25 protein-coding genes are annotated in these 26,991 nt (G+C 70.6%); 11 read left to right on the top strand and 14 right to left on the bottom strand.

Annotation, left to right across the window (positions count from 1 at the left end; genetic code table 11):
• Positions 1–2,292 carry a glycogen debranching protein GlgX gene (glgX, locus tag ACK4UM_RS10735; RefSeq protein ID WP_409798613.1) on the top strand — a complete coding sequence of 764 codons (2,292 nt, stop codon included), beginning with the start codon at positions 1–3 and terminating at the stop codon, positions 2,290–2,292.
• A gap of 53 nt (positions 2,293–2,345) precedes the next feature.
• Here glgX and ACK4UM_RS10730 read toward each other — a convergent pair whose 3' ends face one another.
• The 6 genes from ACK4UM_RS10730 to ACK4UM_RS10705 form a co-directional block, all read right to left on the bottom strand.
• A complete protein-coding gene (locus ACK4UM_RS10730) occupies positions 2,346–2,888 on the bottom strand; it encodes an NADPH-dependent FMN reductase (RefSeq protein WP_409798611.1) in 543 nt (180 codons plus the stop codon).
• A gap of 12 nt (positions 2,889–2,900) precedes the next feature.
• The gene (locus ACK4UM_RS10725; protein ID WP_409798609.1) at positions 2,901–4,232 is read right to left on the bottom strand and encodes a TRAP transporter large permease; all 1,332 of its coding nucleotides are present in this window, start codon (positions 4,230–4,232) and stop codon (positions 2,901–2,903) included.
• Positions 4,229–4,831, bottom strand: coding sequence for a TRAP transporter small permease subunit (locus tag ACK4UM_RS10720; protein ID WP_409798607.1), 603 nt, complete (start codon positions 4,829–4,831; stop codon positions 4,229–4,231). Before ACK4UM_RS10720 ends, ACK4UM_RS10725 begins: the two co-directional genes overlap by 4 nt.
• 32 nt (positions 4,832–4,863) lie before the next feature.
• Positions 4,864–5,943, bottom strand: a complete 1,080-nt coding sequence (locus ACK4UM_RS10715; RefSeq protein ID WP_409798605.1) for a C4-dicarboxylate TRAP transporter substrate-binding protein — start codon at positions 5,941–5,943, stop codon at positions 4,864–4,866.
• Between the two features lie 92 nt (positions 5,944–6,035).
• The gene (locus tag ACK4UM_RS10710) at positions 6,036–7,187 is read right to left on the bottom strand and encodes a CaiB/BaiF CoA transferase family protein (protein WP_409798604.1); all 1,152 of its coding nucleotides are present in this window, start codon (positions 7,185–7,187) and stop codon (positions 6,036–6,038) included.
• Positions 7,187–7,981 carry a citryl-CoA lyase gene (locus ACK4UM_RS10705; RefSeq protein ID WP_409798602.1) on the bottom strand — a complete coding sequence of 265 codons (795 nt, stop codon included), beginning with the start codon at positions 7,979–7,981 and terminating at the stop codon, positions 7,187–7,189. Before ACK4UM_RS10705 ends, ACK4UM_RS10710 begins: the two co-directional genes overlap by 1 nt.
• Positions 7,982–8,129: 148 nt before the next feature.
• On the opposite strand from ACK4UM_RS10705, the gene ACK4UM_RS10700 reads away from it, so the two are divergent.
• From ACK4UM_RS10700 to ACK4UM_RS10690, 3 genes are read left to right on the top strand one after another with little or no spacing between them, the layout of a single operon-like run.
• On the top strand, positions 8,130–8,993 hold the full coding sequence (locus tag ACK4UM_RS10700) for a dioxygenase (RefSeq protein WP_409798600.1): 864 nt from the start codon (positions 8,130–8,132) through the stop codon (positions 8,991–8,993).
• 4 nt (positions 8,994–8,997) lie between these two features.
• Entirely contained in the window at positions 8,998–9,819 is an 822-nt protein-coding gene (locus ACK4UM_RS10695; protein ID WP_409798598.1) for an IclR family transcriptional regulator C-terminal domain-containing protein, read from the top strand.
• 47 nt (positions 9,820–9,866) lie between these two features.
• Entirely contained in the window at positions 9,867–11,387 is a 1,521-nt protein-coding gene (locus ACK4UM_RS10690) for an amidohydrolase family protein (RefSeq protein WP_409798596.1), read from the top strand.
• Between the two features lie 120 nt (positions 11,388–11,507).
• On the opposite strand, the gene uxuA (ACK4UM_RS10685) is transcribed toward ACK4UM_RS10690, so the two are convergent.
• From uxuA (ACK4UM_RS10685) to ACK4UM_RS10670, 4 genes are all read right to left on the bottom strand, one after another.
• A complete protein-coding gene (gene uxuA, locus ACK4UM_RS10685) occupies positions 11,508–12,725 on the bottom strand; it encodes a mannonate dehydratase (RefSeq protein WP_409798594.1) in 1,218 nt (405 codons plus the stop codon).
• A gap of 38 nt (positions 12,726–12,763) precedes the next feature.
• Positions 12,764–14,044: a TRAP transporter large permease gene (locus ACK4UM_RS10680; RefSeq protein ID WP_409798592.1), complete on the bottom strand. Its 1,281-nt coding sequence runs from the start codon at positions 14,042–14,044 to the stop codon at positions 12,764–12,766.
• Between the two features lie 3 nt (positions 14,045–14,047).
• Positions 14,048–14,563 (bottom strand): TRAP transporter small permease, encoded by a 516-nt coding sequence (locus ACK4UM_RS10675; protein WP_409798590.1) that lies wholly within the window; start codon positions 14,561–14,563, stop codon positions 14,048–14,050.
• 371 nt (positions 14,564–14,934) lie between these two features.
• On the bottom strand, positions 14,935–15,912 hold the full coding sequence (locus tag ACK4UM_RS10670) for a C4-dicarboxylate TRAP transporter substrate-binding protein (protein WP_409798588.1): 978 nt from the start codon (positions 15,910–15,912) through the stop codon (positions 14,935–14,937).
• 77 nt (positions 15,913–15,989) lie between these two features.
• Between ACK4UM_RS10670 and ACK4UM_RS10665 the strand changes: the two genes are divergently transcribed.
• The gene (locus tag ACK4UM_RS10665) at positions 15,990–16,721 is read left to right on the top strand and encodes a GntR family transcriptional regulator (protein WP_409798586.1); all 732 of its coding nucleotides are present in this window, start codon (positions 15,990–15,992) and stop codon (positions 16,719–16,721) included.
• On the opposite strand, the gene uxuA (ACK4UM_RS10660) is transcribed toward ACK4UM_RS10665, so the two are convergent.
• The gene (gene uxuA, locus ACK4UM_RS10660) at positions 16,709–17,923 is read right to left on the bottom strand and encodes a mannonate dehydratase (RefSeq protein WP_409798584.1); all 1,215 of its coding nucleotides are present in this window, start codon (positions 17,921–17,923) and stop codon (positions 16,709–16,711) included. The genes ACK4UM_RS10665 and uxuA (ACK4UM_RS10660) overlap by 13 nt on opposite strands.
• 100 nt (positions 17,924–18,023) lie before the next feature.
• On the opposite strand from uxuA (ACK4UM_RS10660), the gene ACK4UM_RS10655 reads away from it, so the two are divergent.
• The 6 genes from ACK4UM_RS10655 (at position 18,024) to ACK4UM_RS10630 (ending at position 24,598) form a co-directional block, all read left to right on the top strand.
• The gene (locus ACK4UM_RS10655; protein ID WP_409798581.1) at positions 18,024–18,785 is read left to right on the top strand and encodes a FadR/GntR family transcriptional regulator; all 762 of its coding nucleotides are present in this window, start codon (positions 18,024–18,026) and stop codon (positions 18,783–18,785) included.
• Positions 18,782–20,191, top strand: coding sequence for a glucuronate isomerase (gene uxaC / locus ACK4UM_RS10650; protein ID WP_409798580.1), 1,410 nt, complete (start codon positions 18,782–18,784; stop codon positions 20,189–20,191). Before ACK4UM_RS10655 ends, uxaC begins: the two co-directional genes overlap by 4 nt.
• Positions 20,192–20,262: 71 nt before the next feature.
• Positions 20,263–21,249 carry a TRAP transporter substrate-binding protein gene (locus ACK4UM_RS10645; protein WP_409798578.1) on the top strand — a complete coding sequence of 329 codons (987 nt, stop codon included), beginning with the start codon at positions 20,263–20,265 and terminating at the stop codon, positions 21,247–21,249.
• 104 nt (positions 21,250–21,353) lie between these two features.
• Positions 21,354–21,815 (top strand): TRAP transporter small permease, encoded by a 462-nt coding sequence (locus ACK4UM_RS10640; protein WP_409798698.1) that lies wholly within the window; start codon positions 21,354–21,356, stop codon positions 21,813–21,815.
• A gap of 4 nt (positions 21,816–21,819) precedes the next feature.
• Positions 21,820–23,100: a TRAP transporter large permease gene (locus ACK4UM_RS10635; protein ID WP_409798576.1), complete on the top strand. Its 1,281-nt coding sequence runs from the start codon at positions 21,820–21,822 to the stop codon at positions 23,098–23,100.
• A 10-nt stretch (positions 23,101–23,110) separates the two neighbouring features.
• Entirely contained in the window at positions 23,111–24,598 is a 1,488-nt protein-coding gene (locus ACK4UM_RS10630) for a mannitol dehydrogenase family protein (RefSeq protein WP_409798574.1), read from the top strand.
• Positions 24,599–24,639: 41 nt separating this feature from the next.
• Here the strand turns inward: ACK4UM_RS10630 and ACK4UM_RS10625 are convergent, their stop codons facing one another.
• The 3 genes from ACK4UM_RS10625 to ACK4UM_RS10615 are packed head-to-tail and all read right to left on the bottom strand — an operon-like array spanning position 24,640 to position 26,737.
• A complete protein-coding gene (locus ACK4UM_RS10625; RefSeq protein ID WP_409798572.1) occupies positions 24,640–25,269 on the bottom strand; it encodes a glutathione S-transferase family protein in 630 nt (209 codons plus the stop codon).
• On the bottom strand, positions 25,266–26,129 hold the full coding sequence (locus tag ACK4UM_RS10620) for an aromatic ring-hydroxylating dioxygenase subunit alpha (protein ID WP_409798571.1): 864 nt from the start codon (positions 26,127–26,129) through the stop codon (positions 25,266–25,268). The genes ACK4UM_RS10625 and ACK4UM_RS10620 overlap by 4 nt, the downstream gene beginning before the upstream one ends.
• Positions 26,126–26,737: a Rieske 2Fe-2S domain-containing protein gene (locus ACK4UM_RS10615; protein ID WP_409798569.1), complete on the bottom strand. Its 612-nt coding sequence runs from the start codon at positions 26,735–26,737 to the stop codon at positions 26,126–26,128. Before ACK4UM_RS10615 ends, ACK4UM_RS10620 begins: the two co-directional genes overlap by 4 nt.
• Between the last annotated feature and the right edge of the window lie 254 nt (positions 26,738–26,991).

The following is a 26,991-nucleotide window of genomic DNA, read 5'->3' as shown; positions in this document are numbered from 1 at the left end:
ATGCATGGTGCACGCCGCGCTCCGACGGCTCCGCACGTCGCACGCCCGTCCCGTCTGCGCGAAGGGCGTCCCGACCCGCTCGGCGCGACCTGGGACGGGCTGGGGGTCAATTTCGCCCTCTTCTCGGCGAACGCCACCAAGGTCGAGCTCTGCCTCTTCGACGCGGACGGCGGGCGCGAGATCGAGCGGATCGAGCTGCCGGAATATACCGACGAGGTCTGGCACGGCTATCTGCCCGATGCTCGTCCGGGCACCACCTACGGATACCGCGTGCACGGCCCCTACGAGCCGAGCGCCGGCCATCGCTTCAATCCCAACAAGCTGCTGCTCGATCCTTACGCGAAGCAGATCGTCGGCCGGCTCGAGTGGAACCCGGCTCTGTTCGGCTATCGGATGGAGAGCGCCGACGATCTGACCTTCGACGAGAGGGACAGCGCGCCCTTCATGATGAAGAGCCGCGTCATCGACACGGCGTTCTCCTGGGGCGCGGACCGGCGGTTGCGGACGGCGTGGGAGACGACGGTGATCTACGAGGCCCATGTCCGCGGCCTCTCCAAGCGCCACCCCGGTCTTCCCCCCGAGCAGCGCGGGACCTATGCCGGGCTCGCGAGCGAGGAGGTGGCGGGCTACCTGCGATCGCTGGGCGTGAGCGCCGTCGAGCTCCTGCCCGTCCACACCTTCGTCCAGGACAGCCACCTCCTGGAGAAGGGACTGCGGAACTATTGGGGCTACAACAGCATCGGTTTCTTCGCCCCCGAGCAGGTCTATGCGTCCAATCCCCATTTTGCCTTCGCCGAGTTCAAGGAGATGGTCGCGCATCTGCATGCCGCGGGCATCGAGGTCGTGCTCGACGTCGTCTACAATCACACGGCGGAGGGGAACGAGCTTGGACCGACGCTGTCGTTCAAGGGCATCGACAACGCCTCCTATTACAGGCTCGCTCCCGATCCGCGCTACTACATCAACGATACGGGCACGGGAAACACGGTCAATCTCAGCAATTCCCGCGTGCTGCAGATGGTCATGGATTCCCTGCGCTACTGGGCGCAGGACATGCACGTGGACGGCTTCCGCTTCGATCTCGCGACGATCCTCGGACGCGAGCCGCACGGCTTCGAGGAGGACGGCCGTTTCCTCGATGCCTGCCGCCAGGATCCCGTCCTGTCCACCGTCAAGCTGATCGCCGAACCCTGGGATTGCGGTCCCGGCGGCTATCAGGTCGGGCGCTTCTCGCCGGGCTGGGCGGAATGGAACGACCGCTACCGCGACACGGTGCGCGGGTTCTGGATGGGCGAAGAAGGCAAGCTGCCCGAACTCGCCTCGCGGGTCACCGCGTCGGCGGACCTCTTCGACAAGCGCGGGCGTCGGCCCTGGGCATCGGTGAACTTCGTCACGGCGCACGACGGCTTCACCCTCGCCGACCTCGTCTCCTACGACGAGAAGCACAACGAGGCGAACGGCGAGGACAATCGCGACGGACACTCCCACAACATTTCGCACAATCACGGCGTGGAGGGGCCGACGGACGACCCGAGCATCCTCGCCGTCCGATACCGGCAGATGCGCAACATCCTCGCCACCCTGATCCTCTCGCGCGGGACGCCGATGATCCTCGGCGGCGACGAGTTCGGGCGCACGCAGGGCGGCAACAACAACGCCTATTGCCAGGACAACGAGATCTCCTGGCTCGATTGGGAGGGGATCGGCTCCGAGGGGCGCGCGCTGGCGTCCTTCGTGCAGAAGCTCCTCGCCATCCGCCGTGCGCTCCCGATGCTGCGCAGAGGCCGCTTCCTCACGGGCGAGCCGGATGCGCAGAGCGGCGTCAAGGACGTGACCTGGCTGACGCCGTCGGGATCGGAGATGGAAGGCGAGCACTGGGACGATCCGCACGGCCGCTGCATGGGCATCCTCCTCGACGGCCGCGCGCAGGAGACCGGCATCCGCCGGATCGGGTCGGATTCGACGCTCTTGATGATCATGAACGCCCACGACGACGTGGTGCCGTTCGTTCTGCCCGAGGCGAGCGGCGGCAGCCGGTGGGTGCGGCTCATCGACACCAATGCCGACGAAGACGGCGAGATGCACGAATTCCCCTTCGGCCGCACCTACGAGGTGGCGGGGCGCTCCTTCCTCCTGTTCATCCTGCGGCCGGCCCGCCGGGCAAAGGGCCTCACCGATGCCGATCGCTCCTTCCTGCACGTGATGGAGGCCTGCGAAACGGCGGCCGCGCTGCCCATCGAGTTCCCGCACGACGAGACGCGAGCGGGCGGGAGCGACGACCTGCGGGAGTGAGGGGCGCGAGACGCCGAGAGCGACGTCCCTCCCGTGATCGGCTGCGCGTCGCGCTACCCCGCGCGAGCGGCGGAGGCGGCGAGGAAGGCGTCGATGCCGGCGAGCGCGAAGGCGAGGGTCGCCTCGTCGGTGAAGACGCCGTCCGACACCTTGGCGTTCGCCTGCGGGACGACGATCTCCTGCCAGGGGAAGACCTCGGCGAGCATGCCGTTGAGGACGTATTTCAGGTGGGCCTGCGCGCGCACGCCGCCGAGCGCGCCGCCGGACACGGAGATCACGAAGCACGGCTTGGCCTTGAACACCGACTGGTATGCGGGGCGCGACGCCCAGTCGATCGCGTTCTTCAGGACGCCGGGGATGGAGTAATTGTATTCCGGCGTCACGAACAGAACGCCCTGCGCCGTGCGGATCGCCTCGATCAGCGCCGCGGTCGCGGGGCCGCCGTCCTTGTCCGCGTCGTAATGGGGCAAGGCGCCGATATCGCCGATCGCGACGTCCGCGCAATCCGAGAGACGCGCGGCGAGCGTGCGCAGGAGCGCGCTCGAGGAGGATGCGGCGCGCAGGCTGCCCGAGAGGCCGAGGAGACGGGGACGCAAAAGGCTAGCTCCTTATAGTCTTGCGATGATCGTCGAGATCGACGGGAAGGCGATCAGGATCGCGAGCGTGACGATCATGGCGCCGACGAAGGGAATGGCGCCGCGGAAGATGTCGCCCACCGTCAGGTCGGGATCGGCGAGCGCCGACTTGATCGTGTAGACCGACAACCCGAAGGGCGGCGTCAGGAGCCCGATCTCGACCGCGACCACCGTGAGCACCCCGAACCAGATCAGGTCGAAGCCCGCCGCCGTGGCGACCGGCAGCGCGATCGGCAGGAGGATCAGCATGATCGAGATCGAATCGATGATGCAGCCGAGGAGGATCACCGTCGCGAGGAAGATCACGAGGAAGCCCATCGGGCCGATCGGGCCCGAGAGGAGCACGTCCGCCACCGCCGTCGGCAGGCCCGAGAGCGCGAGCATGCGGCTGAAGAAGGTCGCCGCCATAATGAGGAACAGGACGGAGACCGTGATCTGCCCCGCCTCGACGAGAAGCTTCCAGAAGCTGCCCGCGGTGAGGGAGCGGCGCATCAGCGCGAAGGCGAGGGCGCCGGCCGCGCCGACCGCGCCGGCCTCCGTCGGATTGAGGAAGCCGCCGTAGAGGCCGCCGAGGACGAGCACGACGAGGGCGAGGATCGGCAGCGCCATCGCCACGACGCGGGCGAGCGGCAGCGTCTCCTGCGCCTCTTGCTCGGTCGGGCCCGAGGCGGCCGCGCCCGCCGCGAAGACGAAGCCGGGTCGGAACTTGGCGAGGAGCAGGATCGTGAGGCAGAACATGCCCGCGAGGAGGAGGCCCGGCAGAATTCCGGCGAGGAACATCCGCCCGACCGATTCCTCCGCGAGCACCGCGTAGACGATCATCAGGAGCGAGGGCGGGATGAGCATGCCGAGCACCGAGCTCCCGGCCACGACGCCCGTCGCGAAGCGCTTCGTGTAGCGGTGGCGCGCCATCTCCGGCACCGCGACGCGGCTGAAGACCGAGGCCGAGGCGATCGAGATGCCGGTGATCGCCGCGAAGACCGCGTTGGCGAAGACGGTCGCGATGCCGAGCCCCGCGAGCACGCGTCTGAGCGCGTGCTGGAACACGGCGAAGGTGTCTCGCCCCATGCCCGACACCGTGACGAGGAGCCCCATCAGCACGAAGAGCGGCACCACGGCGTAGAGATATTCCCGCAGCGCGTCGTTCGCGACGGCCCCGGCCATGCGGAAGGCCACCGCGTCGTTGCGGATCGCCGCCACCCCGAAATAGGAGACGACGAGCATGCCGATGCCGATCGGCATGCCGAGATAGATGAGGACGAAGAGCGCGACGACGGCCAGCGCGCCGATTTCCACGCCGGTCATGCCGCGTCTCCCCGGTTTTCGTCTCGCATCGTCGCGTCGCTTCCGCCGCGGGTCGCGATCGCGAGCGCCGCGAGAACCTGGATGGCGAATTGCAGCGCGGCGACCACCATGCCGACGAGGATCAACAGGCGGAACGGCCAGGTCGGCAGCGTCGCGACGCCCGTCACCCCGATGAACTGCCCTGCGCCGACGTCGCGCTGGAGGATGCCGAGCGTCGCCCACGCGACGTAGGCGAGCGCGATCCCGCCGACGAGGGCGAAGAGCGCCTCCACCAGAGCCGCCACGCGCGGCCAGCGCGCGAGCGCGATCCGCTGGAACTCGGTCCGCGAGAGCCGGTCGTGACGGATCGTGGTGGCGAGCTGGAGATAGACGATCATCACCACCGTCAGCGCGCCGAGCTCGGAGACGAGCGGCAGCGACGCGCCGACGATGTTGCGCGCCACCACGTCCGCGCAGATGATCAGCATGAGGACGCCGATCAGCACCGTGCCGAGCGCGGCGAGCCCGTCGACGAGGACGCTCCAGATCTGCTGGAGCCTCGCCGACAGGCGCGCCGGGCCGGGAGCGCCGGGGGCGGGACGGGTGGAGACGGAGGCCATCGCGCGGCTCGCCGATGCTCGCGAGGCTCGCCTCAGTCCATCCGGTCCCAATCGCGCGCGGGCGTCTCGCCGCGCGCGCGCAGGCCGTCCATGTAGGCGGAGAGGAACTGCCGCGCCGGCAGGCCGCGCGCCTCGCCCGCCTGCACCCATTCGCCGGCGAGATCGGGAAGCGCGTCGACCCAGCGCTGGCGCTCCTCGTCGGGCATCACGGTGAGCGTCACCGGCGGGTTCTGGCCGGCGCCGTTCTCGACGATCCGCTCGAGCGCCGCTTCGTGGCGGACCATCAGGTCCTCGGCATGCGAGCGCGAGTAATAGTCGCCGGCGGCGAGCAGCGCCTCCTGCACCTCCTCGGGCAGGCCGTCCCAGGTGTCGCGGTTGATCGCGAGGCCGCCCGAGAAGACGACGCCCATGCGCACGCGCGTGATGTAGGGCGCGACCTCGTAGAGCCGCGCCGGCAGCACGCCGAGCGCGAGCGAGAGCACGCCGTCGGAGACGCCGGTCTGGATGTCGGTGTAGAAGGTCGTCAGCGCGCCGTCGACCGCGTTCGCGCCCGTGCCGCGCAGCCAGGTGCCGAGCACGCCGGGCGCCGAGATCTTCATGCCCTGCAGGTCGTCGAGGCTCGCGATCGGCGTCTTCGTGTAGAGGTCGTAGCTGTCGGAGCCCGTCGCGCCGAGGAAGACGAGGTTGTACTGCTCCCATTCCTGGCGGAACTCGGGCACGGTCTCGAACAGGTCGCGCATCGTGTCGAGCTGGGCGGGGACGTTGTTCGTCGAGAACGGCGTGTAGGCGGTCACCTGGCTCAGCGGCATGCGCGCGCCCTCGAGATAGGAGAACACCCAGCCGATATCGGTGACGCCCTCTTCGACCGAGGACAGGGTCGCGTTGGCGCGATAGAGCGTGCCGCCGAAGGCCTCCTGCCACTCGATACGGTAATTGCCGCCCTCGGCGAGGCGCCGGTCGACGTCGGTCATGAAATGGGTCTGGATCATGCCGATCCAGGGAATGGTCGTCGGATGGCTCGAGGCGACCGTGAGCCGCACCGTCTCCTGGGCGAGCGCGCTGCCCGGCAGGACGAGCAGGGCGGCGCAGGCGATTCCACGTAGAGCGTTCATTTCTGTCTCTCCTCCCGGATGTCTCTTCGTCCGCGTTCCGTCCCAGGTCGCGCAGGGCGCCGAACGCGATGGCGCCCATGCGTGCGGCCTCTTCAGAGGCTCTTCTTCTTCTTCTCCGCGAGCGCTGCGCGGATCTCGGCGCCGTGCTCGTCGAGCGTCGGCGGCGGCAGGACGTCGAGGTCCGGCTCGCCGTCGAAGGAATAGGGGGCGCGCACCGTGCGCACCTCGCCGTGCTCGGGGTGACGGGTCGTCACCGCGATCTGGAGATGGCGCGCCTGGGGATCGTCGAGAGCCTCGTTCGCGTCGTAGGCGGGGGCGTAGGGGACGCCCTGCGCGTCGAGGCGCGCGCACCATTCGTCGCGGGTGCGCGTGCGGAAGACGGGCGTCAGGATCTCGATGAGCGCGTCCTGGTGCTTGATGCGCTCGAGCCGCTCGGCGAAGCGCGGGTCCTGCGCGAGCCGTTCCTGGCCGGTCGCGGCGAGGAGGCCCGTCCAGAACTTCGTCGGCGAGGACAGATGGAAGGCGATCCATTTGTCGTCACTGCAGGCGAAGGTGTAGGATTGCGACACGACCGGGCGCGAGAGCGGCCCCATCACCTCGCCCACCGCGAAGTAATGGGTGAAGCTGTCGAGGTTGAAATGGCTCATCGCCTCGAGCATCGACACGTCGAGCCGCCGCCCGGTCCCCGTGCGCGTGCGCTCGACGATCGCGGCGAGGATGCCGAGCGCCGCGTATTGGCCGGTGACGGCGTCGGCGAGCGCGGGGCCGATCACGCGCGGGCTCACCGGCGGCGTGACGAGGCGCAGATAGCCGCTCGCCGCCTGCGCGACCGTGTCGTAGGCCGGGCGGTCCCGCGCGGGGCCGGTGCGGCCGAAGCCCGAGATCGCGCAATAGACGAGGCGCGGATTGAGCGCGCGCAGCTCCTCCTCGCCCGCGCCGAGCTTCTCGGCGACGCCCGGGCGGAAGTTCTGGATGAACACGTCCGCATCGCGCACGAGATCGTGGAAGACCGCACGGTCCTCGGGACTCGTCGTGTCGAGCGCGATCGAGCGCTTGTTGCGGTTGTAGGTCTGATAATGGGGCGAGTAGAGGCCGCCCTTGAAGGCGCGGAACGGGTCGCCTTCGCCGGGCCGCTCGACCTTGACGACGTCGGCGCCGAGATCGGCGAGGTGCATCGCGGCGGCGGGGCCCGTGATGTAGGTGCCCATCTCGACGACGCGGATGTCGCGCAGGATCTTGACCATCAGCGCTCTCCCCGCGCGGCGCCGTCATAGGCGATCGCCTCGTCGCCCGCATGCGACAGGATGAACCCGATCGAGCGCTGCGTTTCCTCGAGGAGGTGGGCGGCGAGCCCCCCGGCGCGCGCGACGAGCGGCACCGCCTTGAGCGCCGCCGCCGGCCAGCCCGCGTCGAGCATCAGAGCGGGGATCGCGCCCGAGACGTTGATCGGCAGAGGCCGCGCCATGACCGCCGGCGCGATCTCGCCGAGGAGGCGCAGGCAGGCGACGTGGCGGCCCGAGACGCCGTGCTCGTCGGCGAGCGCGAGGAGCCGGTCGGCGCGCGGATCGCCGCCCGAATGCTGCGGATGGCCGAGGCCCGGCACCTTCTCCCGCCGCTCGCGCATCGCCTGCAGGCGCACGGTGACGACCCCCGCGAGATCGGCCTGCGATCGAGCCTCCTCGACGAGATCGACCAGGAAGCGCCCGGCGACCTCGGAGGAGCCGGCGACGACGCTGCCCATGCCGAGGAGGCCTGCCGCCATCGCGCCCTGCCAGGCGTCGGGCCCCGCCGCGAGCGTCATCCGCGCCGCCTGCACGCTCGGCACGAGGCCGTGCTCGGCGATCGCGACCATGCAGGCGTCGAGCATCGCCTTCTGCGGAGCGGTCGGCGCCTGTCCGGTGACGAGCAGCCACAGATAGCTCGAGAAATCGACCCGGCCGATGAGGTCCTCGCAGAGGTCGTGGCCGCGGACGGTGATGCTCGTCGCGTCCGAAGTCGCGATCGCCGTGTAGGCCTGGTCCTGCTTGCCGATCCGCATGCCGCCTCCTTGGAATTTCGCAGAGCGAAAATTTTTTCTCTTGTCGTAGTTTAGTGCGCGACTTATTCTGCCGTCAACCGGGAAACGAGAGGGCGCACGATCGCCCGGCCGGAGACGGCGCCGGCGACGGTCACGAGGAGGAAACGGGATGCGCGAGATCAATCAATACACGCTCACCGAGGCGGTGAAGTCCTCATTCCGCACGGAAGAGGGGAGCCGCTTCAAGTTCCTCCTGGAGAACTTCATCGATCACCTGCACGATTTCACGCGCGAGGCGAACCTCACCCACGAAGAGTGGATGGGGATCCTGAACTTCCTCTACGATTGCGGGAAGATCTCGACGCCCGAGCGGCACGAATTCATCCTCCTGTCGGACGTGCTCGGCTTCTCGGCCCTCGTCGACATGATCAACACCCGCGGCGGGGCGACCGAAGGCTCCAATCTCGGGCCCTTCTATCTCGACGACGCGCCGCAGATGCGGCTCGGCGCGGACATGAGCGGCGGGCGCGAGGGCGCGACGGTGCTCGTCCACGGCCAGGTCCGCGACACGCTCGGCAATCCGCTGCCGGGCGCCATCGTCGATACCTGGCAGGCGGATTCGGCGGGCACCTATCCGATCCAGGAGCAGGAGCGCGGGCAGGACAAGTACGACCTGCGCGCCAAGTTCGTCGCCGACGAGAAGGGCCGCTATTTCTACACGACCGTGCTGCCGAAGCCCTACACCGTCCCCTACGACGGCCCGGTCGGGCGCTTGCTGCGCGCGGGCAATCGCCACGCCTGGCGCGCCGCCCACCTGCATTACATCGTGCGCGCGGCCGGCATGCGGGCGATCACGACGGAAGTGTTCTTCGAGAATACGGAATATCTCGACAACGACGCCGTCTTCGGCGTGCGAAAGTCGTTGATCGCCAAGATCGAACCTGTCAGGAAGAGCGACGTGTTCGAGTACGACCTCGAGAAGCGCCCGGACGCGAAGTTCGCCTTCGACTTCGTTCTCGCGCCCGAGGGCTGAGGCCATGCAGGACGCGAGCGAGCTTGTGGACGAGGACGCGCGCCCATCCGAATTCGTCGAAGCCCTCGCCCGGGGCCTCGCCGTGCTCGAAAGCTTCGACGCCTCCCATCTCGAGATGACGCTGAGCGAGATCGCCGCGCGCGTCGGCACGACGCCGGCGACCGCGCGGCGCAGCCTCCTCACCCTCGTCTCGCTCGGCTATGTCGGCCAGAACGGCAAGCGCTTCCACCTCACGCCGAAGGTGATGACGCTCGGCTCGGCCTTCTATTTCTCGGCGCGAATCGACGAGGTGCTGCTCCCGGAGCTGCGCCAGATCGTCGACACGTTCGGCGACGCCTCGTCCGTCGCCGTGCTCGACGGTCACGACGTCATCTACGTCGCCCATCATTCGACGCAGCGCGCGCGGCGCGCGAGCGCCGTCGTCGGCGCGCGCTATCCCGCCCATGCGACCTCGCTCGGGCGGGTGCTCGCGGCGGGTCTCGACGACGATCGCCTCGAGGCCTGGCTCGACCGGCTCGCGCCCGTGCCTTTGACCGCCAAGACGGTGGTCTGCAAGAGCGAGCTGCGTCGCCTCGTGCTCGAGGCGCGCGAGGCCGGCTACGCGACGACCGTCGACCAGCTCGATTACGGCATTACCGCCCTCGCCGTGCCGATCCGGCTCGACGGCGCGACGATCGCCGCGCTCAATTCCTCCGGCTATACCGGGCTCGTCACCCCGGACGCGCTCGTCGCCGAGCGCCTGCCGGACCTGCGGATGGCGGCGACGCGCATCGCTCAGGCGAGCGCGCGCTATCCCGTCCTCGCCTCCGTGCTGCGCGCGCGCTGAGGCGCGCCACCACCCTCATCGCCGACACCGACCCGAGGAGATCCCTCATGTGCAAGCTCTGCGACGAAGCCGCTGCGCGCGCCGCCGCCGCCACGGACGACGAGAGCGGCGGCTCGACCCGCCGCGACGTCCTCAAGACCTCCGTCGCCGCGGGCGCCGGCCTCGCCCTCGGCGCGGTGCCGGCCGCGGCGCAGGAAGGGGAGGGGCCGCCGGACGGCATCGGCACGCCCGGGCGGCGCGTCCTGATCAAGGGCGGCTACGTGCTCTCGATGGACGCCGAGGTCGGCGATTTCGCCCCCGGCGACGTGCTGATCGAGGGCGAGCGCATCCTCGCCGTCGGGCGCGATCTCGACGCGGGCGAGGCCGCGACGATCGACGCCGCCGGCATGATCGTGATGCCGGGCTTCGTCGACACGCATCACCACCAGTTCGAGACGGCGCTGCGCAGCTTCCTCGCCGACGGCATTCTCATCGACGACGGGCGCCCGGAGAACGCGATCAACTATTACGACACGATCCTCCAAAAGCTCTCCGTCGTCTATCGGCCCGAGGACGTCTATGTCAGCGAGCTCTACGGCTCGCTCTCGCAGATCGACGCGGGCGTCACGACCGTGATGGACGTGAGCCAGATCCACCACTCGCCCCAGCATTCGGACGCCGCGATCGAGGCGCTGCGCGATGCGGGCCGGCGCGCGGTGTTCGGCTATTTCGAGGGCTGGGGCGAGCGCGCGCGCTATCCGCAGGACGCGCGGCGCATCCGCGAGCGCTGGTTCTCGGGCGAGGACGGGCTCCTCACCATGGTCATGGGCGGGGAGATCTACATTCCCGGCTACGAGGCCGCCTGGGCGCTCGGCCGCGAGCTCGGCCTCCCGATCGCGCTGCACGTCGTCGGCACCTTCGGCATGGCGCCGACCTTCGACGAGCTGGGAGCGTCGGGCCTCTTCCGCGACGACAACATCTTCATCCACATGACCGGCATGAGCGATGCCGGCTGGCGCTACGCCGCCGATGCCGGAGCGCACGTGTCGCTCGCCGTGCCGATCGAGATGCAGATGCGCCACGGCATGCCGCCGATCCAGAAGGCGCTCGATTTCGGCATGCAGCCGTCGCTCTCGACCGACGTCGAATGCACGATGACCGCCGACATGTTCACCCAGATGCGCAGCACGATGACGCTCCAGCGCATGTTCGCCAACGAGAAGGCGCTCGCGGGGGAGGAATATCCCCGGCTCCTCACCTCGCGCGACGCGATCCGCTTCGCCACGCTCGAGGGCGCGCGCGGGCTCAAGCTCGATCGCCGCACCGGCACGCTGACGCCGGGCAAGGAGGCGGACATCGTCCTCCTCGACGCGCGCGCGATCAACGTCGCCCCGCTCAACCACGTGCCGGGCGCCGTCGTCACGCTGATGGAGCGCTCGAACGTCGACACCGTGATGGTCGCCGGCCGGGTGCTGAAATGGCGCGGCCGGCTCCTCGGGCACGACCTCGCCGGCCTGCGGTCGCGCCTCGAGGCGAGCCGCGACTTCCTGTTCGAGGCGGCGGAGGTGCCCCGCGACCTCTTCCGGTGACGGGGGCGATGTAATCGAAGGAGGGTCGGGGCGCGAGCGCGGCATGCGCGCTCGGACTCGTCGTCGAGGATATGGGTCCCGGGTCCGCTTCGCGGCCCGGGATGACAGCCTCCGATCGCTCTACGCGTGCGCGAGCCCGCCCGCGCGTTCCAGCGCGCGCATCACCCCGCGCAGCTCGGCGAGACCGCGCATGCGCCCGACGACGGGGTAGCCGGGCTGCGCGCCGCGTCCGATGTCGGTGAGGATGTCCTGGCCGTGATCGGGCCGCATCGGGATCTGCGCGTCCGCGCGCCCCGCCGCTCGCCGCGCCGCCTCCTCGGCGAGGATCGCGGCGACGAGGGCGATCATGTCGACGTCGCCGTCGAGATGATCGCTCTCGAAGAAGGAGCCGCGGACGTCTCCCGTCTCGCGCCGCACGTTGCGCAGGTGGAGGAAGTGCACGCGCGCGCCGAGCCGGCGCATGATGCCGGGCACGTCGTTGTCCGGCCGCGCGCCGAGCGAGCCCGAGCAGAGCGTCATGCCGTTCGCCGGGCTGTCGACCGCCTCGAGCACGCTGCGGAAATCCGCCTCCGTCGAGAGCACCCGCGGCAGGCCGAGGAGGGGGAACGGCGGGTCGTCGGGATGGCAGCACAGCCGCATGCCGAGCCGCTCGGCGACCGGCACGACCATTTCGAGGAACGCGACGAGATTGGCGCGCAGCCGCTCGGGCGTCACCGCCGCGTAGCGCTCGAGCTGCGCACGGACGGTCTCCAGAGTGACCGTCTCCGCGTCGCCCGGCAGGCCGGCGGTGACGGCATCCGCGATCGCGCGGCGCTCCTCGTCCGTCGTGGCGGCGTGGCGCGCGAGGGCCGCTTCGCGGACGGCGTCCGGATAGTCCTGCGCCGCGCCCCGGCGCTCCAGGACGTGGAGGTCGAACATCGCGAAGTCGGTCCAGTCGAAGCGCAGGCAGGTGCCGCCATGCGGCAGACGATGGTGGAGCTCGGTGCGCGTCCAATCGAGGACCGGCATGAAATTGTAGCAGACGACCCTCAAGCCGGCCTCGGCGAGGTGCTCGAGGCTCTGCGACCAGGCCGCGACATGGGCGCGCCAATCGCCGCTCTGGAGCTTGACGTCCTCCGACACCGGCAGGCTCTCGACCACCTCCCAGGCGAGACCCGAGGGCGAGCCGTCGCGGCGGCGTCCGATCGCCCCCTGACGCTCGGCGATCGCCTCGGGCGTCCAGACCGCGCCGGGCGGCACGTGATGGAGCGCGCTGACGACGCCCTCCACGCCCGATTGGAGCATGTCGTCGATCGTGGCGACGTCGCGAGGACCGAACCAGCGCCAGGTTTGTCTCATGTCGGGGGCTCCGCTGTGGTCGCGCGGCGCGTTCGGGCTCAACCGAAGGCGAGGCGCGGCAGGAACAGGACGAGGTCGGGGAAGGCGAGGAGCACGGCGACGAGCACCAGGATCGCCGCGACGAAGGGGATCGATTCGCGCACGTATTCCTCGACCTTGCAGCCGAGCAGGCTGCAGACGGTGTACATCGCGACGCCCACCGGCGGCGTCATCGAGCCGAGCGTCACGATCGTCATCATCAGGATGCCGAAATGCACCGGGTCGAAGCCGACGCGCTGGACGATCGGCACGACGATCGGCGTGATCAGGAGGACGATGATGGTGCTCTCGAACAGGAGGCCCGCCACGAACAAAGCGACGAGGATCGTCGCGACGACGAGGTAGGGGTTCGAGATCCCCTCCAGCAGGATGCCCGTCACCTGCTGGGGGACCTGCAGGAAGACGATCGCGAAGCCGATCATGCCCGACATCAGGATGATGAGCATCACGAGCCCGATATCGGACACCGCCCGCCCGAAGGCCCGCGCGATCGCCTGCGGGCTCAGCGCGCGATGGGCCAGCGCGCCGACGAGGAGCGCGTAGACGACGGCGAAGGCGCCGACTTCCGAGGGCGTGAACACGCCGCCGCGGATCGAGATCACGAGGAGCACGGGAAAGAGGAGCGCCCATTTCGCGTCCCAGGTCGCGGCCGCGAGCGCGCGCGCCGTCGGCCGCGTGCTCTGGGCGACGACGTAGCCGCGCCGCCGCGCGACGAGATAGGCGGCGACCATCAGGAAGAGCATCATCAGGATGCCCGGCACGATGCCGGCGAGGAAGAGCCGGCCGATCGAGACCTGGCCCACATAGCCGTAGAGGATGAGCCCGATGCTCGGCGGGATCGTCGCGGTGATGAGCGAGGAGAGCGCGATCACCGCCGCCGCGTAGCCCTTCGAATAGCCCTGGTCGATCATGCGGGGCCCGAGCACGCGCGCCTGCATCGCCGCATCCGCCACCGCGGAGCCGGAGACGCCGCCCATCAGCGTCGAGAGGATGATCGACACCTGGGCGAGGCCGCCCGCGATCCAGGCGACGGCGACGTGCGAGAACTTGAAGAGCCGCTCGGTGATGCCGCTCTCGTTCATCAGATGCCCGGCGAGCACGAAGAAGGGCACGGCGAGCAGCGGGAAGCTCTGCGAGACGGCGGCGATGCGCTGGACGCCGATCGAGAGCGGCATCACGTCCGAGGTGAGGAAGAAGGTGAAGCCCGAGAGGCCGATCGCGAAGGCGACCGGCGCGCCGAGCAGGAGGAGGACGAGGAAGACGGTGCCGATCGCGAGCATGGCTCAGGGCTCCTGTCGCGGCGCCGGCTCGGCGTCGAGGCGCGCGAAGACGAGGAGCGTCCCGCGCGCCCGCTCGCGCCAGGCCTCGATCGCGTTGGCGAGGATGGAGAGCGTCAGGAACAGGCAGCCGACGGGGACGGCGATGGTGACGTAGGCGTAGGAGAGGCCGCTGTCGCCGAACAGGCGCTGCCGGTTGAGCAGCGTCAGCTTCGTGCCCTCGACGGCGATCACCGCCATGAAGGCGATGAAGAGAGCCGCGAGCAGGAACTCGATCGCGAGCCGCACGCGCGGCGACAGCCGCCGCACCAGGAGGTCGACGCCCAGATGCGCCCGCTCGCGCATCGCGCGCGAGGCCCCGACGAAGCAGAGCCAGATGAACAGGAGCTGCGCGAGGTCCACCGACCAGATCAGCGGCCTCTCAAAGAAGCGCATCACCGCCGCCACGAAGACGAGCACGACGATGATCGCGAGAAGCAGCGATCCGACGATGGTCTCGAACCGCGCGAGACTGCGCGCCATGGCGTGTTACTCCCGGGGTAGGTGCGGCGTCGCATCCGCGGTGTCGTCCGATGGAGGAGGCGCCGTCGCTCTCCTTCGCTCGGCAGTCCGTAAATCATCCCAAGGCTGTCATCCCGGGCCGCGAAGCGGACCCGGGACCCATATCCTCGACGATCGTTCGAGCGCGCATGCCGCGCTCGCTCCGCAACCGGGAAGAGCCGACCGTTCCGGAGATACGCAGCCTACAGGCTGCGACTGACACGTCGTGGGTCTGGGTCCCGGATCGCCTTCGGCGTCCGGGATGACAACCCCGGGGATGATCTACGAACTCTGCGGGAAGGAGAGGGAGCGTCCCTCGCCAGCCCTCAGCCTTTGGGGGCGGAAGCCCGTCCTCACTCCGCTTCGGCGATCGCCTGGAGCGTGTCGCGCAATTCGCCGTAGCCGAGCTTGTCGTAGACGCCTGCGGTCGCCTCGCGGAAGGGGGTGACGTCGATCTCGCGGATCGTCACGCCGCGCGCCGTCAGATCCGCCTCGATCTGCGCGAGCGCGTCGCGGGTGCCGTAGGAGGCGACGTCGCCGGCGGCCAGCGCCTGCTCGCGCAAAGCCTGCTGCACGTCCTCGGGCAGGCCGTCGAACCAGGCGGCCGAGGTGACGAGGCCGGTGATCAGGTTGATGTGCCCCGTCTTCGTGATGTGGGTGACGACCTCGTCGAGGCGCGCGCCGACGACCGCCGGGAGCTGCGCCTCGGCCGCGTCGATCACGTTCTGCTGGAGCGCGGAATAGACCTCGCCCCAGGGCATCGGGGTGGGCGTCGCGCCCATCGCCGAGATCGTCTCGACCCAGACCGGCGCGCCCGGCGTGCGCAGGCGCACGCCCGAGAGATCGGCGGGGCCGTCGACCGGGTGCTTCGTCAGGAGATGGCGCTCGCCCTGCCACCAATTGAAGCTGAGCACCTGGTGCCCCGAGGCCGCGCGCAGCGCCTCGACCCATTCCTCGAACAGATCCGAGGTGACGACGCGGCGCATGCCGTCGTAGCCCGAGGCGAGATAGGGCGCGCCGAGCACGCCGAACTCGTTCTGGAAGACCGCGAGCCGCCCGCCGTCGACGACGACCGCCACGGGCGCGCCGGCGCGGGCCTGCTCGAGCACGTCTTCGTCCGGGCCGAGCTGCGAATTGGGGAACAGCCGCACCTCGAGGCGCCCGCCGGTCGCCTCGGCGACGCCGTCGCGGAACGATTCGAGGCCGCGGAAGAGCGGGTCGTTCACGGAGAGCGCGGTGTTTACGTTGAGCGTATAATCCGCGGCGGCAGCCGGAGCGGCGACCGCGAGGAGGATTGCCGCGAGCGCGGCAGCCGCCTTTTCGTGCCTCATGTCTTCCTCCCATCGCTGCACCTGGACGGCAGCGTTCAACCCCGGTAGACTAGTATGGTAGACGACGAGGTGTCAATATGAGCGGCCGGATCCGGATCGCCGAGGAGAGCTGGGAGGAGGGGCCGCGCCCCCGCCAGCGGACCATGGGGCAGCGCGTGTTCGAGCTCCTGAAAGCCGGCATCGTCCAGCTCGATCTGCGGCCGGGCGACGTCCTGTCCGAGGCCGAGATCGCCCGCGATCTCGGCGTCTCCCGCCAGCCGGTGCGCGAGGCCTTCATCAAGCTCGCGGAGGCGGGGCTCGTCGAGATCAGGCCGCAGCGGGGCACCTTCGTCGTCCTGATCTCCGTGCGCGAGGTCGAGAACGCGCGCTTCCTGCGCGAGGCCGTCGAGGTCGCGATCGCCCGCAAGGCGGCGGAGCGCGCGACGCCCGAGGGGCTCGCCGCCGCGCGCGAGACGCTCGAGCGCCAGCGGGAGGCGCGCGCGCAGAAGGACCCGGCGCATTTCCTGCGGCTCGACGAGGCCTTCCACTACGCCCTCGCGCTCGCCGCCGATTGCACCCATGCCTGGCGCGTGCTCGAGAGCCTGAAGGCGCAGATGGACCGCGTGCGCTTCCTCTCGCTCGCCGACGCCACTCCCGTCGGCGTTCTCATCGACCAGCACGAGGCCATCCTGGCCGCGATCGAAACCGGCTCGCCCGCCGCCGCGGAGGCCGCGACGCGGGCGCATCTCTCGGAGATCCTGGTGTCCCTGCCGAAGCTCGCGGCGGAGCGGCCCGAGCTGTTCGCCGCCCCCGACGGTCAGCCGCGGTGATCGCCCCCGCGCACAGTCCGCAGCGCCCGGATCGCGCCGCGCAATTCGGCGAGGCCCTTCATGCGGCCGGCCGCCGTGTAGCCCGGATTGACGCGCGCGCCCGCTTCGAGATCGCCGAGCATCCGGTGGCCGTGGTCGGGCCGGAAGGGGATGCGCGCCCGCGGCTCCCGCCGCGCGTCCTCGGCGAGGAGCGCGTCGAGGATTCCGATCATGTCGACGTCGCCGTCGAGATGGTCCGCCTCGAAGAAGCTGCCGTCCGCCTCCCGGGTCGTCGCGCGCAGATGGGCGAAGTGGATGCGCGGGGCGAAGCGCCGGGCCATGGCGACGAGGTCGTTCTGCGCACTCACGCCGAGGCTGCCGGTGCACAGGCAGATGCCGTTGGCGAGGCTCGGGACCGCCGCGAACAGGGCCTCGTAATCGGCGGCCGTCGAGGCGACGCGCGGCAGGCCGAGCAGCGGGCGCGGCGGATCGTCGGGATGGAGCGCGAGCCGCACGCCGAGCGCGTCGGCCACAGGCACCACCCTCTCGAGAAAGGCGACGAGGTTCGCCCGCAGCCGCGCCGCGTCGATGCCGCGATAGGCGTCGAGCCGCGCGCGGAAGGCGTCCAGCGAGAGCGCGTCCGTCGTCGCGCCCGGCAGCCCCGCCGCGATGGTGCGCACGAGCGCCTCGCGCTCCTGCGTGCTCATGCGCTCCGCGAGCGCGCGGGCGCGTGCGACGAGCTCCGGCGGATAGTCGGCGGCGGCGCCCTCGCGCGCGAGGATCGCGACGTCGAAGGCGGCGAAGCGGGTCGCGTCGAAGCGCAGGGCGGTGGCGCCGGTCGGCAGCGGCCAGTCGAGATCGGTGCGCGTCCAGTCCATCACCGGCATGAAATTGTAGCACACGACCGGGATGCCCGCCGCCGCGACCGCCTCGAGGCTCGCGATCCAGGCCTCGAGCGCCGCGCGCGCGGCGGGCGTCGCCACGCCCTCGCGCTTGATCGCGTCGGCGACGGGAATGCTCTCGACGACGCTCCAGGCGAGCGGCGTGCGGCCGGGCGGCGTCGTCTCGACGAGATCGCGCCGCGCCTCGACCTCCGCGCGCGTCCACGCGTCCCCGGGCGCACGCCCGTGCAAGGCGGTGACGACGTGGCGCGCGCCGGCCTGGCGGACGTGGTCGAGCGTGACCGGGTCGTCGGGCCCGAACCAGCGCCAAGCCTCCAGCATCGTCTTCCTCCCAAAATTGGCCTGACCACATTACCCCTTGATGGCCTGTGCGGCAAGCGCTAGGCTCATCGGTGCGGAACGAGCCGAGGACCGAACCGGCATGCCTTTCCAGGCCATCGCCCAGAGCCGTCTCTACGAGCAGGTCGCCGAGCAGATCGCAGCGATCATCGCGCGCGGCGAGTTCCGGCCCGGCGATCGCCTGCCGCCCGAGCGCGACCTCGCCGCCAAGCTCGGCGTCAGCCGCCCGACCGTGCGCGAGGCGATGATCGCGCTCGAGATCGCGGGGCTCGTCGAGGTGCGCACGGGGTCGGGGACCTTCGTGACGGAAATGGCCTCGCGCGAGCGGCCGCGCCTGCGCCTGCCGTCCGACGGCATGCCGGGACCGGTCGAGCTCGTCGCCGCGCGGGCGCTGATCGAGCCGGCGATCGCCGAGGCCGCGGCGGCGCACGCCGGAGCGGAGGAGATCGCTCGGATCGAGGGGACCGTCGCGGCCATGGCGGCGGCGGCCGACACGGCCGCCCATCGCGAGGCGGACCGCGCCTTCCATGCGGCGATCGCCGCCTGCGCCGGTAATGCGGTCGTCTGCGGCATCGTCGAGGATCTGTGGAGCGCGATGTTCTCGCCGATGTTCGAGCGGATGGGCCGGCTCTCCGGGCTGATCCCGAACGAGCATGCGAGCACGCTCGCCGAGCACGCCGCCATCGCCGCCGCCATCCGCGCCGGGGACGGCCCGGCCGCGCGCGCGGCCATGGCGGCGCATCTCGGCCATGTCGAGCGCATCCTCGCCGGTCCCGACCGCGAGGAGCCGAGAGAGGACGCGCGAAGAGAAACGCGCCGAGAAACGCGCCAGGAGCCTTCATGAACCCCCTGATCCACCCCGACCGTCTGTTTCCCCCCGATCCCGCGACCCGTGCGGTGGCGCGGTCTCTGTTCGCGGAGGTCGAGCATCTGCCGATCGTCTCGCCGCACGGCCATACCGATCCGCGCTGGTACGCGCAGAACGCGCCCTTTCCCGATCCGGCGCAGCTCTTCGTGGTGCCCGACCATTACGTCTTCCGCATGCTCTACAGCCGCGGCGTGCCGCTCGAGGCGCTCGGCGTGCCGCGGGTCGACGGCGGCGCGGTCGAGACCGACGGGCGTGCGATCTGGCGGCTGTTCTGCGGGCATTACCACCTCTTCCGCGGCACCCCGACCCGGATGTGGCTCGACCACGCCTTCGCCACCCTGTTCGGCTTCGAGGAGCCGCTCTCGCGCGACAATGCGGACGCGACCTACGACCGGATCGCGCAGGCGCTGACGACGGAGGCCTTCCGCCCGCGCGCGCTCTTCGAGCGCTTCCGCATCGAGACGATCGCGACGACCGAGGGCGCGCTCGACGATCTCGCCCATCACCGCGCGATCCGCGACAGCGGCTGGACTGGGCGCGTGATCACGACCTATCGTCCCGATGCCGTGGTCGACCCCGAATTCGAGGGCTTCGCCGACAATCTCGTGCGCTTCGGCGAGATCACCCGCTGCGATATCGGCACCTTCGCCGGCTATCTGGAGGCGCATCGCGTGCGCCGCGCCTTCTTCCGCGAGCACGGCGCGACCGCGACCGATCACGGCCACCCGAGCGCGGCCACCGCCGATCTCTCCCCCGTCGAGGCGGAGCGTCTCTATGCGCGGGTGCGCAACGGCGGCGCCGGCCCGCAGGAGGCCGAGCTCTTCCGCGCGCAGATGCTCACCGAGATGGCGCGGCTGAGCCTCGAGGACGGGATGGTGATGCAGATCCATCCGGGCTCCTGGCGCAATCACAACGCGCCGCTCTTCGCCCGCTTCGGCCGCGACAAGGGGGCCGACATCCCGCGCGCCACCGATTACGTCGGCGCCCTGAAGCCGCTCCTCGATCGGTTCGGCAACGAGCGCGACCTGACGATCATCCTCTTCACCCTCGACGAGACCGCCTATTCGCGCGAGCTCGCCCCGCTCGCGGGCCATTATCCCGCTTTGCGTCTCGGGCCCCCCTGGTGGTTCTTCGACAGCCCCGAGGGCATGCGCCGCTTCCGCGAGGCGACGACGGAGACCGCGGGCATCTACAACACCGTCGGCTTCAACGACGACACCCGCGCCTTCCCCTCGATCCCCGCGCGCCACGACGTCGCGCGCCGGGTCGACTGCGCCTGGCTCGCGACCCTCGTGACGAGCCACCGGCTCGCCGAGGACGAGGCCCGCGAGGTCGCCATCGACCTCGCCTATCGCCTCCCGAAGGAGGCCTACAAGCTGTGACCCGTCGCGGCGGGCGCGAAACGATCCGCCGCGATCCGATCCAACGAAAACGAACCCGGAGGACACGACCCATGATCACCCGTCGCATCGCCATGATCGCCCTCGGCTCCGTCGCGCTCCTCGCGGGCGTGGGCGCCGCATCCGCGCAGAACCTCGTCCTGCGCTCGGCCGACACGCACGGCGCCGATTATCCGACCGTGGAGGCGGTCGAATACATGAGCGAGCTCCTGTCGCAGCGCACCGACGGGCGCCTCTCCATCCAGGTCTTCCATTCCCGCCAGCTCGGCGAGGAGCGCGAGACGATCGAGCAGACGCGCTTCGGCGTCATCGACATGAACCGCATCAACCTCGCGCCCCTCAACAATCTCGCGCCCGAGACCGCCGTGCCGGCGCTGCCCTTCGTCTTCCGCTCGATCGAGCACATGCGCGAGGTGATGGACGGCGAGATCGGCGAGGAGATCCTCGCAGCGCTCGAGCCGCACGGCCTGATCGGCCTCGCCTTCTACGATTCGGGCGCGCGCTCGTTCTACACCTCGGTGCGCCCGATCGAGACGCCCGCCGACATGGAGGGCCTGCGCATCCGCGTGCAGCAATCGGACCTGTTCGTCGATCTCGTCAACGCGCTCGGCGCCAACCCGACGCCGATGCCCTTCGGCGAGGTCTATTCCGGCCTCCAGACCGGCGTCATCGACGGCGCGGAGAACAATTTCCCGAGCTTCGAATCGACCCAGCACTACACGGTGGCGCGCTATTACTCGCTCACCGAGCATTCGATGTCGCCGGAAGTGCTGGTGATGTCCAAGCAGACCTGGGACCGGCTCTCGGCCGAGGATCAGGAGATCGTGCGCGAGGCCGCGCGCGAATCCGTCTCGCGCATGCGCGAGCTCTGGGACGCGCGCGAGGAGGCGGCCCGCGCCGCGGTCGAGGCCGGCGGGGCGATCGTCAACACGGTCGACAAGCAGCCCTTCATCGACGCGATGGCGTCGGTCTACGAGAAGCACGTCACCGACGAGCGCCTGCGCGACCTCGTCGCGCGCATCCAGGCGGCGGGCGACTGAGCGACCGAGCCCGAGGGCGGCGCCGTCGCCGGGCTGCGCCGCCCGCTCTCCCTCGAAGCGCCGAGGTCTGGCCCATGCGAAACGTCGCCGCCGCACTCGCGCGCATCCTGCGGCCCCTCAACGTCGCCGCCCTCTGGTGCGCGGGGGCGGGGCTCGTCGCGATGACGGGGATCGTGTTCTACCAGGTGTTCGGGCGCTACGTGCTCAACCGCACGCCCGCCTGGGCCGAAGCGTCCGCCATCCTCCTGATGTCCTGGTTCATCCTGCTCGGCGCGGCGGTGGGCGTGCGCGAGCGCACCCATCTCGGCTTCGACGTGCTGCGCCACGTCGTGCCGCGCAAGGTCCAGGTCGCGATGCTCGCGGTCTCGGCGGCGCTCGTCTGCGGCTTCGGCGCGATGATGGCGCTCTACGGCTGGCAGCTCGCGCAGGGCACCTGGAGCGCGCGCATCCCGACGCTCGGCCTGCCCGGCGGCTTCCAATACATCCCCCTCGTCATCGGCGGGGCGCTGATCGCTCTGTTCTCGCTCGAGCGGCTGGTGCGGCTCCTCGCCGGCGAGGAGGAGTGAGGCCATGGAGCTCGCCATCCTGTTCGGGACCTTCGTCGCGCTCCTCCTGATCGGGACGCCGATCGCGTTCTGCCTCGGCATCGCCTCGATGGCGACGGTGCTCTATCTCGGCCTGCCGCCGCTGATCGTCTTCCAGCGGCTCACGGCCGGCATCTCCTCCTTCGCGCTCCTCGCGATCCCGTTCTTCATCTATGCCGGCGACCTGATGATCCGCGGCGGCATCGCCGAGCGGCTCGTGCGCTTCGCGGCCTCGCTCGTCGGGCATCTGCGCGGGGGGCTCGGGCAGGTGAACGTGCTCGCCTCGACCTTCTTCGGCGGCATTTCCGGCTCGGCGGTGGCGGACGCCTCCGCGATCGGCGGGCTGATGATCCCGCAGATGGAGAAGCGCGGTTACGCGCGCGATTTCGCGGTCAACGTCACGGTCACGAGCGCCATCATCGCGCTCCTGCTGCCGCCCTCGCACAACATGATCATCTATTCGCTCGCGGCGGGCGGGCGGATCTCGATCGCGGACCTCTTCACGGCGGGCATCGTGCCGGGGCTTCTCCTCGCGATGGGGCTCATGATCGTCACCTTCCTCGTCGCCAGGAAGCGCGGCTACGAGCGCGGCACGTTTCCCGGCCTCGCGGCGGTGGCGATCTGCTTCGCTGCGGCGCTGCCGGGTCTCCTCCTCATCGGCATCATCTTCGGCGGGGTGCGGCTCGGCATCTTCACCGCGACTGAGAGCTCCTGCGTCGCCGTCGTCTACGCCCTCGTCATCACGCTGATCGCCTATCGGGAGATGTCCTGGCGCGGCTTCGTCGAGGCGACGCTCGGCGCCGTGCGCACGACGGCGATGGTGCTCCTCGTGATCGGCTCGGCCGCCTCCTTCGGCTGGCTCCTCGCCTTCCTGCAGGTGCCGGCGGCGATGATCGCCTTCATGCAGACGCTCTCGAACGATCCGATCGTGATCTTCCTCCTGATCAACCTCATGCTCCTCGTGCTCGGCACCTTCATGGACATGAGCCCGCTCATCGTGATCACGACGCCGATCTTCCTGCCGGTGGCGACCGCCTTCGGCATGGATCCGGTCCATTTCGGCGTCGTTCTGATTCTCAATCTCGGGGTCGGGCTGATCACGCCGCCGGTCGGCTCGGTCCTGTTCGTCGGCTGCGCGGTGGGCAAGATCCCGATCTGGGAGGCGGTGCGGACGATCTGGCCGTTCTATTGCGTCGCGCTCGCCGTCCTGATGCTCGTCACCTACGTGCCCGCTCTGTCGCTCTGGCTGCCGAGCCTGTTTCGCTGAAGGATCACCGATGACCCGTCTCTCCCTCGCCGCCCTGCCGCACCTGCCCGACGCGGTCGCCCGCCCGGCCTACGACGTCGCCGCGGCGCGGATCGGCATCGTCCATCTCGGTCTCGGCGCCTTCCACCGCGCGCATCAGGCGCTCTACGTGGAGGACCGTCTGAACGCGGGGGAGGAGGGCTGGGCGATCTGCGGCGTGAGCCTGCGCTCGCCCGACACCCGCGACGCGCTCGCGCCCCAGGACGGGCTCTATACCGTGCTCGAGCGCTCGGGGGAGGGCACGCGGGCGCGGGTCGTGGGCGCGCTGCGCCGCCTCCTCGTCGCGCCCGAGGACCCGCAGGCGGTGATCGCGGCGATGGCGGATCCGGCTGTGCGCATCGTCTCGCTCACCATCACCGAGAAGGGCTATTGCCACGATCCGGCGACGGGGCGGCTGCGCGCGGACCACCCGGACATCGTCCACGACCTCGCTCGTCCCGAGAGCCCCAAGAGCGCCCCCGGCTTCCTCGCCGCGGCGCTCGCGCGACGCCGCGCCGCGGGTGTGGCGCCGTTCGCGGTCCTGTGCTGCGACAATCTCCCGGCCAATGGCCGCACCGTCCGGCAGGTCGTGATCGACTTCGCGCAGCGTCTCGATCCGGCGCTCGCCGAGCATGTGGCCGCTAACGTTGCCTTCCCCTCCACCATGGTCGACCGGATCGTGCCCGCGACGACCGACGCCGACCGCGCGGACGCGCGCCGGCTCACCGGCTTCGAGGATCTCTGGCCGGTCTCGACCGAGCCCTTCACGCAATGGGTGATCGAGGACGCCTTCGGCGGCCCGCGGCCACGCTTCGAGGCGGCGGGGGCGACGACGACACGGGACGTCGCGGGCTACGAGGCGATGAAGCTGCGGCTCCTCAACGGCTCGCACTCGACCATGGCCTATCTCGGCTATCTCGCCGGCCACGAGACCATCGCCGACGCGATCGCCGATCCGGTCTTCGCCGCCCTCGTGCGCGGGCAGATGGTCGAGGAGATGGAGCCGACGCTCGCGGTGCCTGCGGGCGCGGACGTGCGCGCCTACGAGGCGCAGCTCCTCGAGCGCTTCGCCAATCCCGCTTTGCGCCACCGCGCCTGGCAGATCGCCATGGACGGCTCGCAGAAGATCCCGCAGCGCTGGCTCGGGCCGATCCGCGCCCATCTCGCGGCGGGCCGCCCCTTCCCGCGCCTCGCCCTCGCGCTCGCCGGCTGGATCGCCTACGCGTCGGGCCGCGACGAGCGGGGAGGGGAGATCGACGTCCGCGACCCGCTCGCCGGCCGCTTCGCCGAGATCGCCGCGCAGGCGGGAGGCGACGTCGCGGCGCGCGTCGAGGGCTTCCTCGCGGTGCGCGAGGTGTTCGGCGAGGATCTGGGGACGGACGAGCGCGTCCGCGCCGCCGCAATCGACGCCGCGCGCAGGCTCGCGCAGGAGGGCGCCCGCGGCGCGGTGGCGGCCTTGGTCGATCGCCTGTCGCGCTGATCGAACGAGCCGCCGGGCGCCTCCCGCCGGGGCGAAGCGTCTCACAGGAAATCCGGCACCCCGGGCGTCGTCACGAAGCCGGGCAGCGCGCGCAGGCGGCGCGTCCAGGCGCGCAGGCGCGGGAACGCTTCGAGCGCGCAGCCGAACTCGACCGCCAGCGCCACCGAAGGGAAGGCGGCGACGTCGGCGATCGTGGCATGCGCCCCGGCGAGGAAGCCCTCGCCCGCGATCTCGGCGTGGAGCAGGACGCTCTCCAGATCGCGGAACGCCCGCTCGGCCGCCGCGGGAGCGTCGCTCACGGGGGAGGGGAGGGCGAGCACGGCCTCGGTGCGTGCGTGGTCGGCGGGGGCGAGGGCGTCGAGCGCGAGGAACAGGCGATCGAGACACAGGGCACGGGCGCGGGGCTCGCGCGGCAGCCAGGTGCCGTTCGGGTCGCGGGTCTCGGCGAGATGGCACAGGATCGCGCCGATGCGTGTCAGCACGAGCCCCCCGTCGACGAGGACCGGCACGCTGCCGCGGGGGTTCAGCGCGCGGAAGGCGGGCGTGTCGGTCTCCCGCCCGGGAAACACGTCGATCCCGACCCGCTCGTAGGTGCAGCCGAGGAGCCCGAGGAGGAGGCGCGCGCGGTAGCAATCCGCGGAGAGTTCGTAATCGTGGAGGACGAGGCTCACGGCGCCGCCCTCCCGTCCCGCTCGAGCGTGCCGAAGCGCAGACCCTTCTCCTTGAGCCGGCGCCGATAGGCGACCGACGACAGATCCGCCCGCGTCGGAATTTCGGCCCGCGGCGAGAGCGGCAGCAGGCGCGGGCGCTGGTTCTCGAGGATGATGCGGTCCTGCAAGAAGATCGTCTGCTGGAAGCGGATGATGTTGGTCGTCGAGGACACCGCGTCGACCACGAGCACGAAGGCGAAGGCGGCCGAGAGATCCTCCTCCAGCGGCTGGACGAGGAGGCCGATCACGTCGACCCGCGCGGGATCGCTCGGGCAGGTCTTGTAGAGGAGGACGTTGAAGGGCGTCGCGACGCGGTAGACGTATTCGCTCATCTGCCCGCCTTCCGCATGGGCGGCGGCGCGCGGCTGCCAGAACCGGCAGCGGGTGGCGATCACTTCGTCGATGTCCCGCCTGATCTCGACCTCGTAATCGGGCACCTCCGGCCGCTCCTCGATGCCCAGGAGATCGGTGTGGACGAAGGGGAAATGGGCCATGTCGAGGAAGTTCTCGACGAGCCGCAGCCCCGAGGCGCGCACCCGCACCGCCCCGCAGGTCGCAAGGCGCCGGTCGGCCTCCTCGAATTCGGGAATGGCGAAGAGGGGTTTTCCCGGCGCGCCGAGCGAGGCGAAGACGTGGCCGTAGGCGATGGTCGTCGCGAGCCGCTCGCCGTCTGGTCCGAACGCGACGATCGTGCCGTCCTGCGCGCGCGCGACGCGGACGGGGCGGCCGAGGAGGCGGGTGTCGAGGCCCGATCGCGGCACGTCCTCGATGCGGGCGAGGGCGTACCAATCGTCGCGGGCGGCGGGTTCGAGGTCGATCATCGGGCGTCCTCCGTCTCGAGATCGCGGCGCAGGCGCTCGGCTTGGAGGAGAGCCGCCCGGCGCGCCTCGCGCGTGTCCTCGGCGAGGCGCGCGAGGACGTGGAGAAGCGTGCGGCCCGGCGCGAAGGGGTGGAGCGCGATCGTCAGGTGCTCCCGCTCGACGAGGGGGCCGGTCGCGCCGAGCCTGTCGGCGACCTCGCGCCCGTCGCGCTCGACGAGGAGGGTCGCGACGGGGACCGCGTCGGGAGGGGCATCCGGCGGCTCGGCCGGCTCCCCGCCATCCGCCATCCAGACGATGCCGCCGTGCTCGCAGGCAGGATACGCGCTCGCGCACAGCGTCTTCGGCGGCACGAGATCGGGATGGGCGGGGATCGCCGTGCAGCCCGCATCCGCGCCCCAGCGCCAGCCGTGATAGAGGCACACGAGCTCCTCCCCGCGCACGAAGCCGAAGGAGAGCCGCATCCCGCGATGCGGGCAGCGATCCTCCCACACCCGCACGCCCCCGCCCGCCCCGCGCCAGACGACGATCTCGCGCCCCTCGACGAGCACCGGCGCGGCGGTGCCCGGCGCGACGTCGCGCGCGAGGGCGATCGGACGCCAAGCAGTCATGGGAAGAATCCCTCCCCGTAGGGGAGGGTGGCCTCCGAGGCGCAGCCGAAGGAGGTCGGGTGGGGCCCGAGGGTTGAAGATTGTCCTCCACCCGGGCCCCACCCGGCCTTTCTCGCTTTGCTCGAAAGTCCACCCTCCCCTCCGGGGAGGGATGGGGGCGCGAATCCCTCCCCGTAGGGGAGGGTGGCCTCCGAGGCGCAGCCGAAGGAGGTCGGGTGGGGCCCGAGGGTCGAAGGACAATCTCCACCCGGGCC

Source organism: Salinarimonas sp., assembly GCF_046292825.1.
Taxonomy (GTDB): domain Bacteria; phylum Pseudomonadota; class Alphaproteobacteria; order Rhizobiales; family Beijerinckiaceae; genus Salinarimonas.
This window is presented reverse-complemented; position numbering and strand designations above follow the sequence as displayed.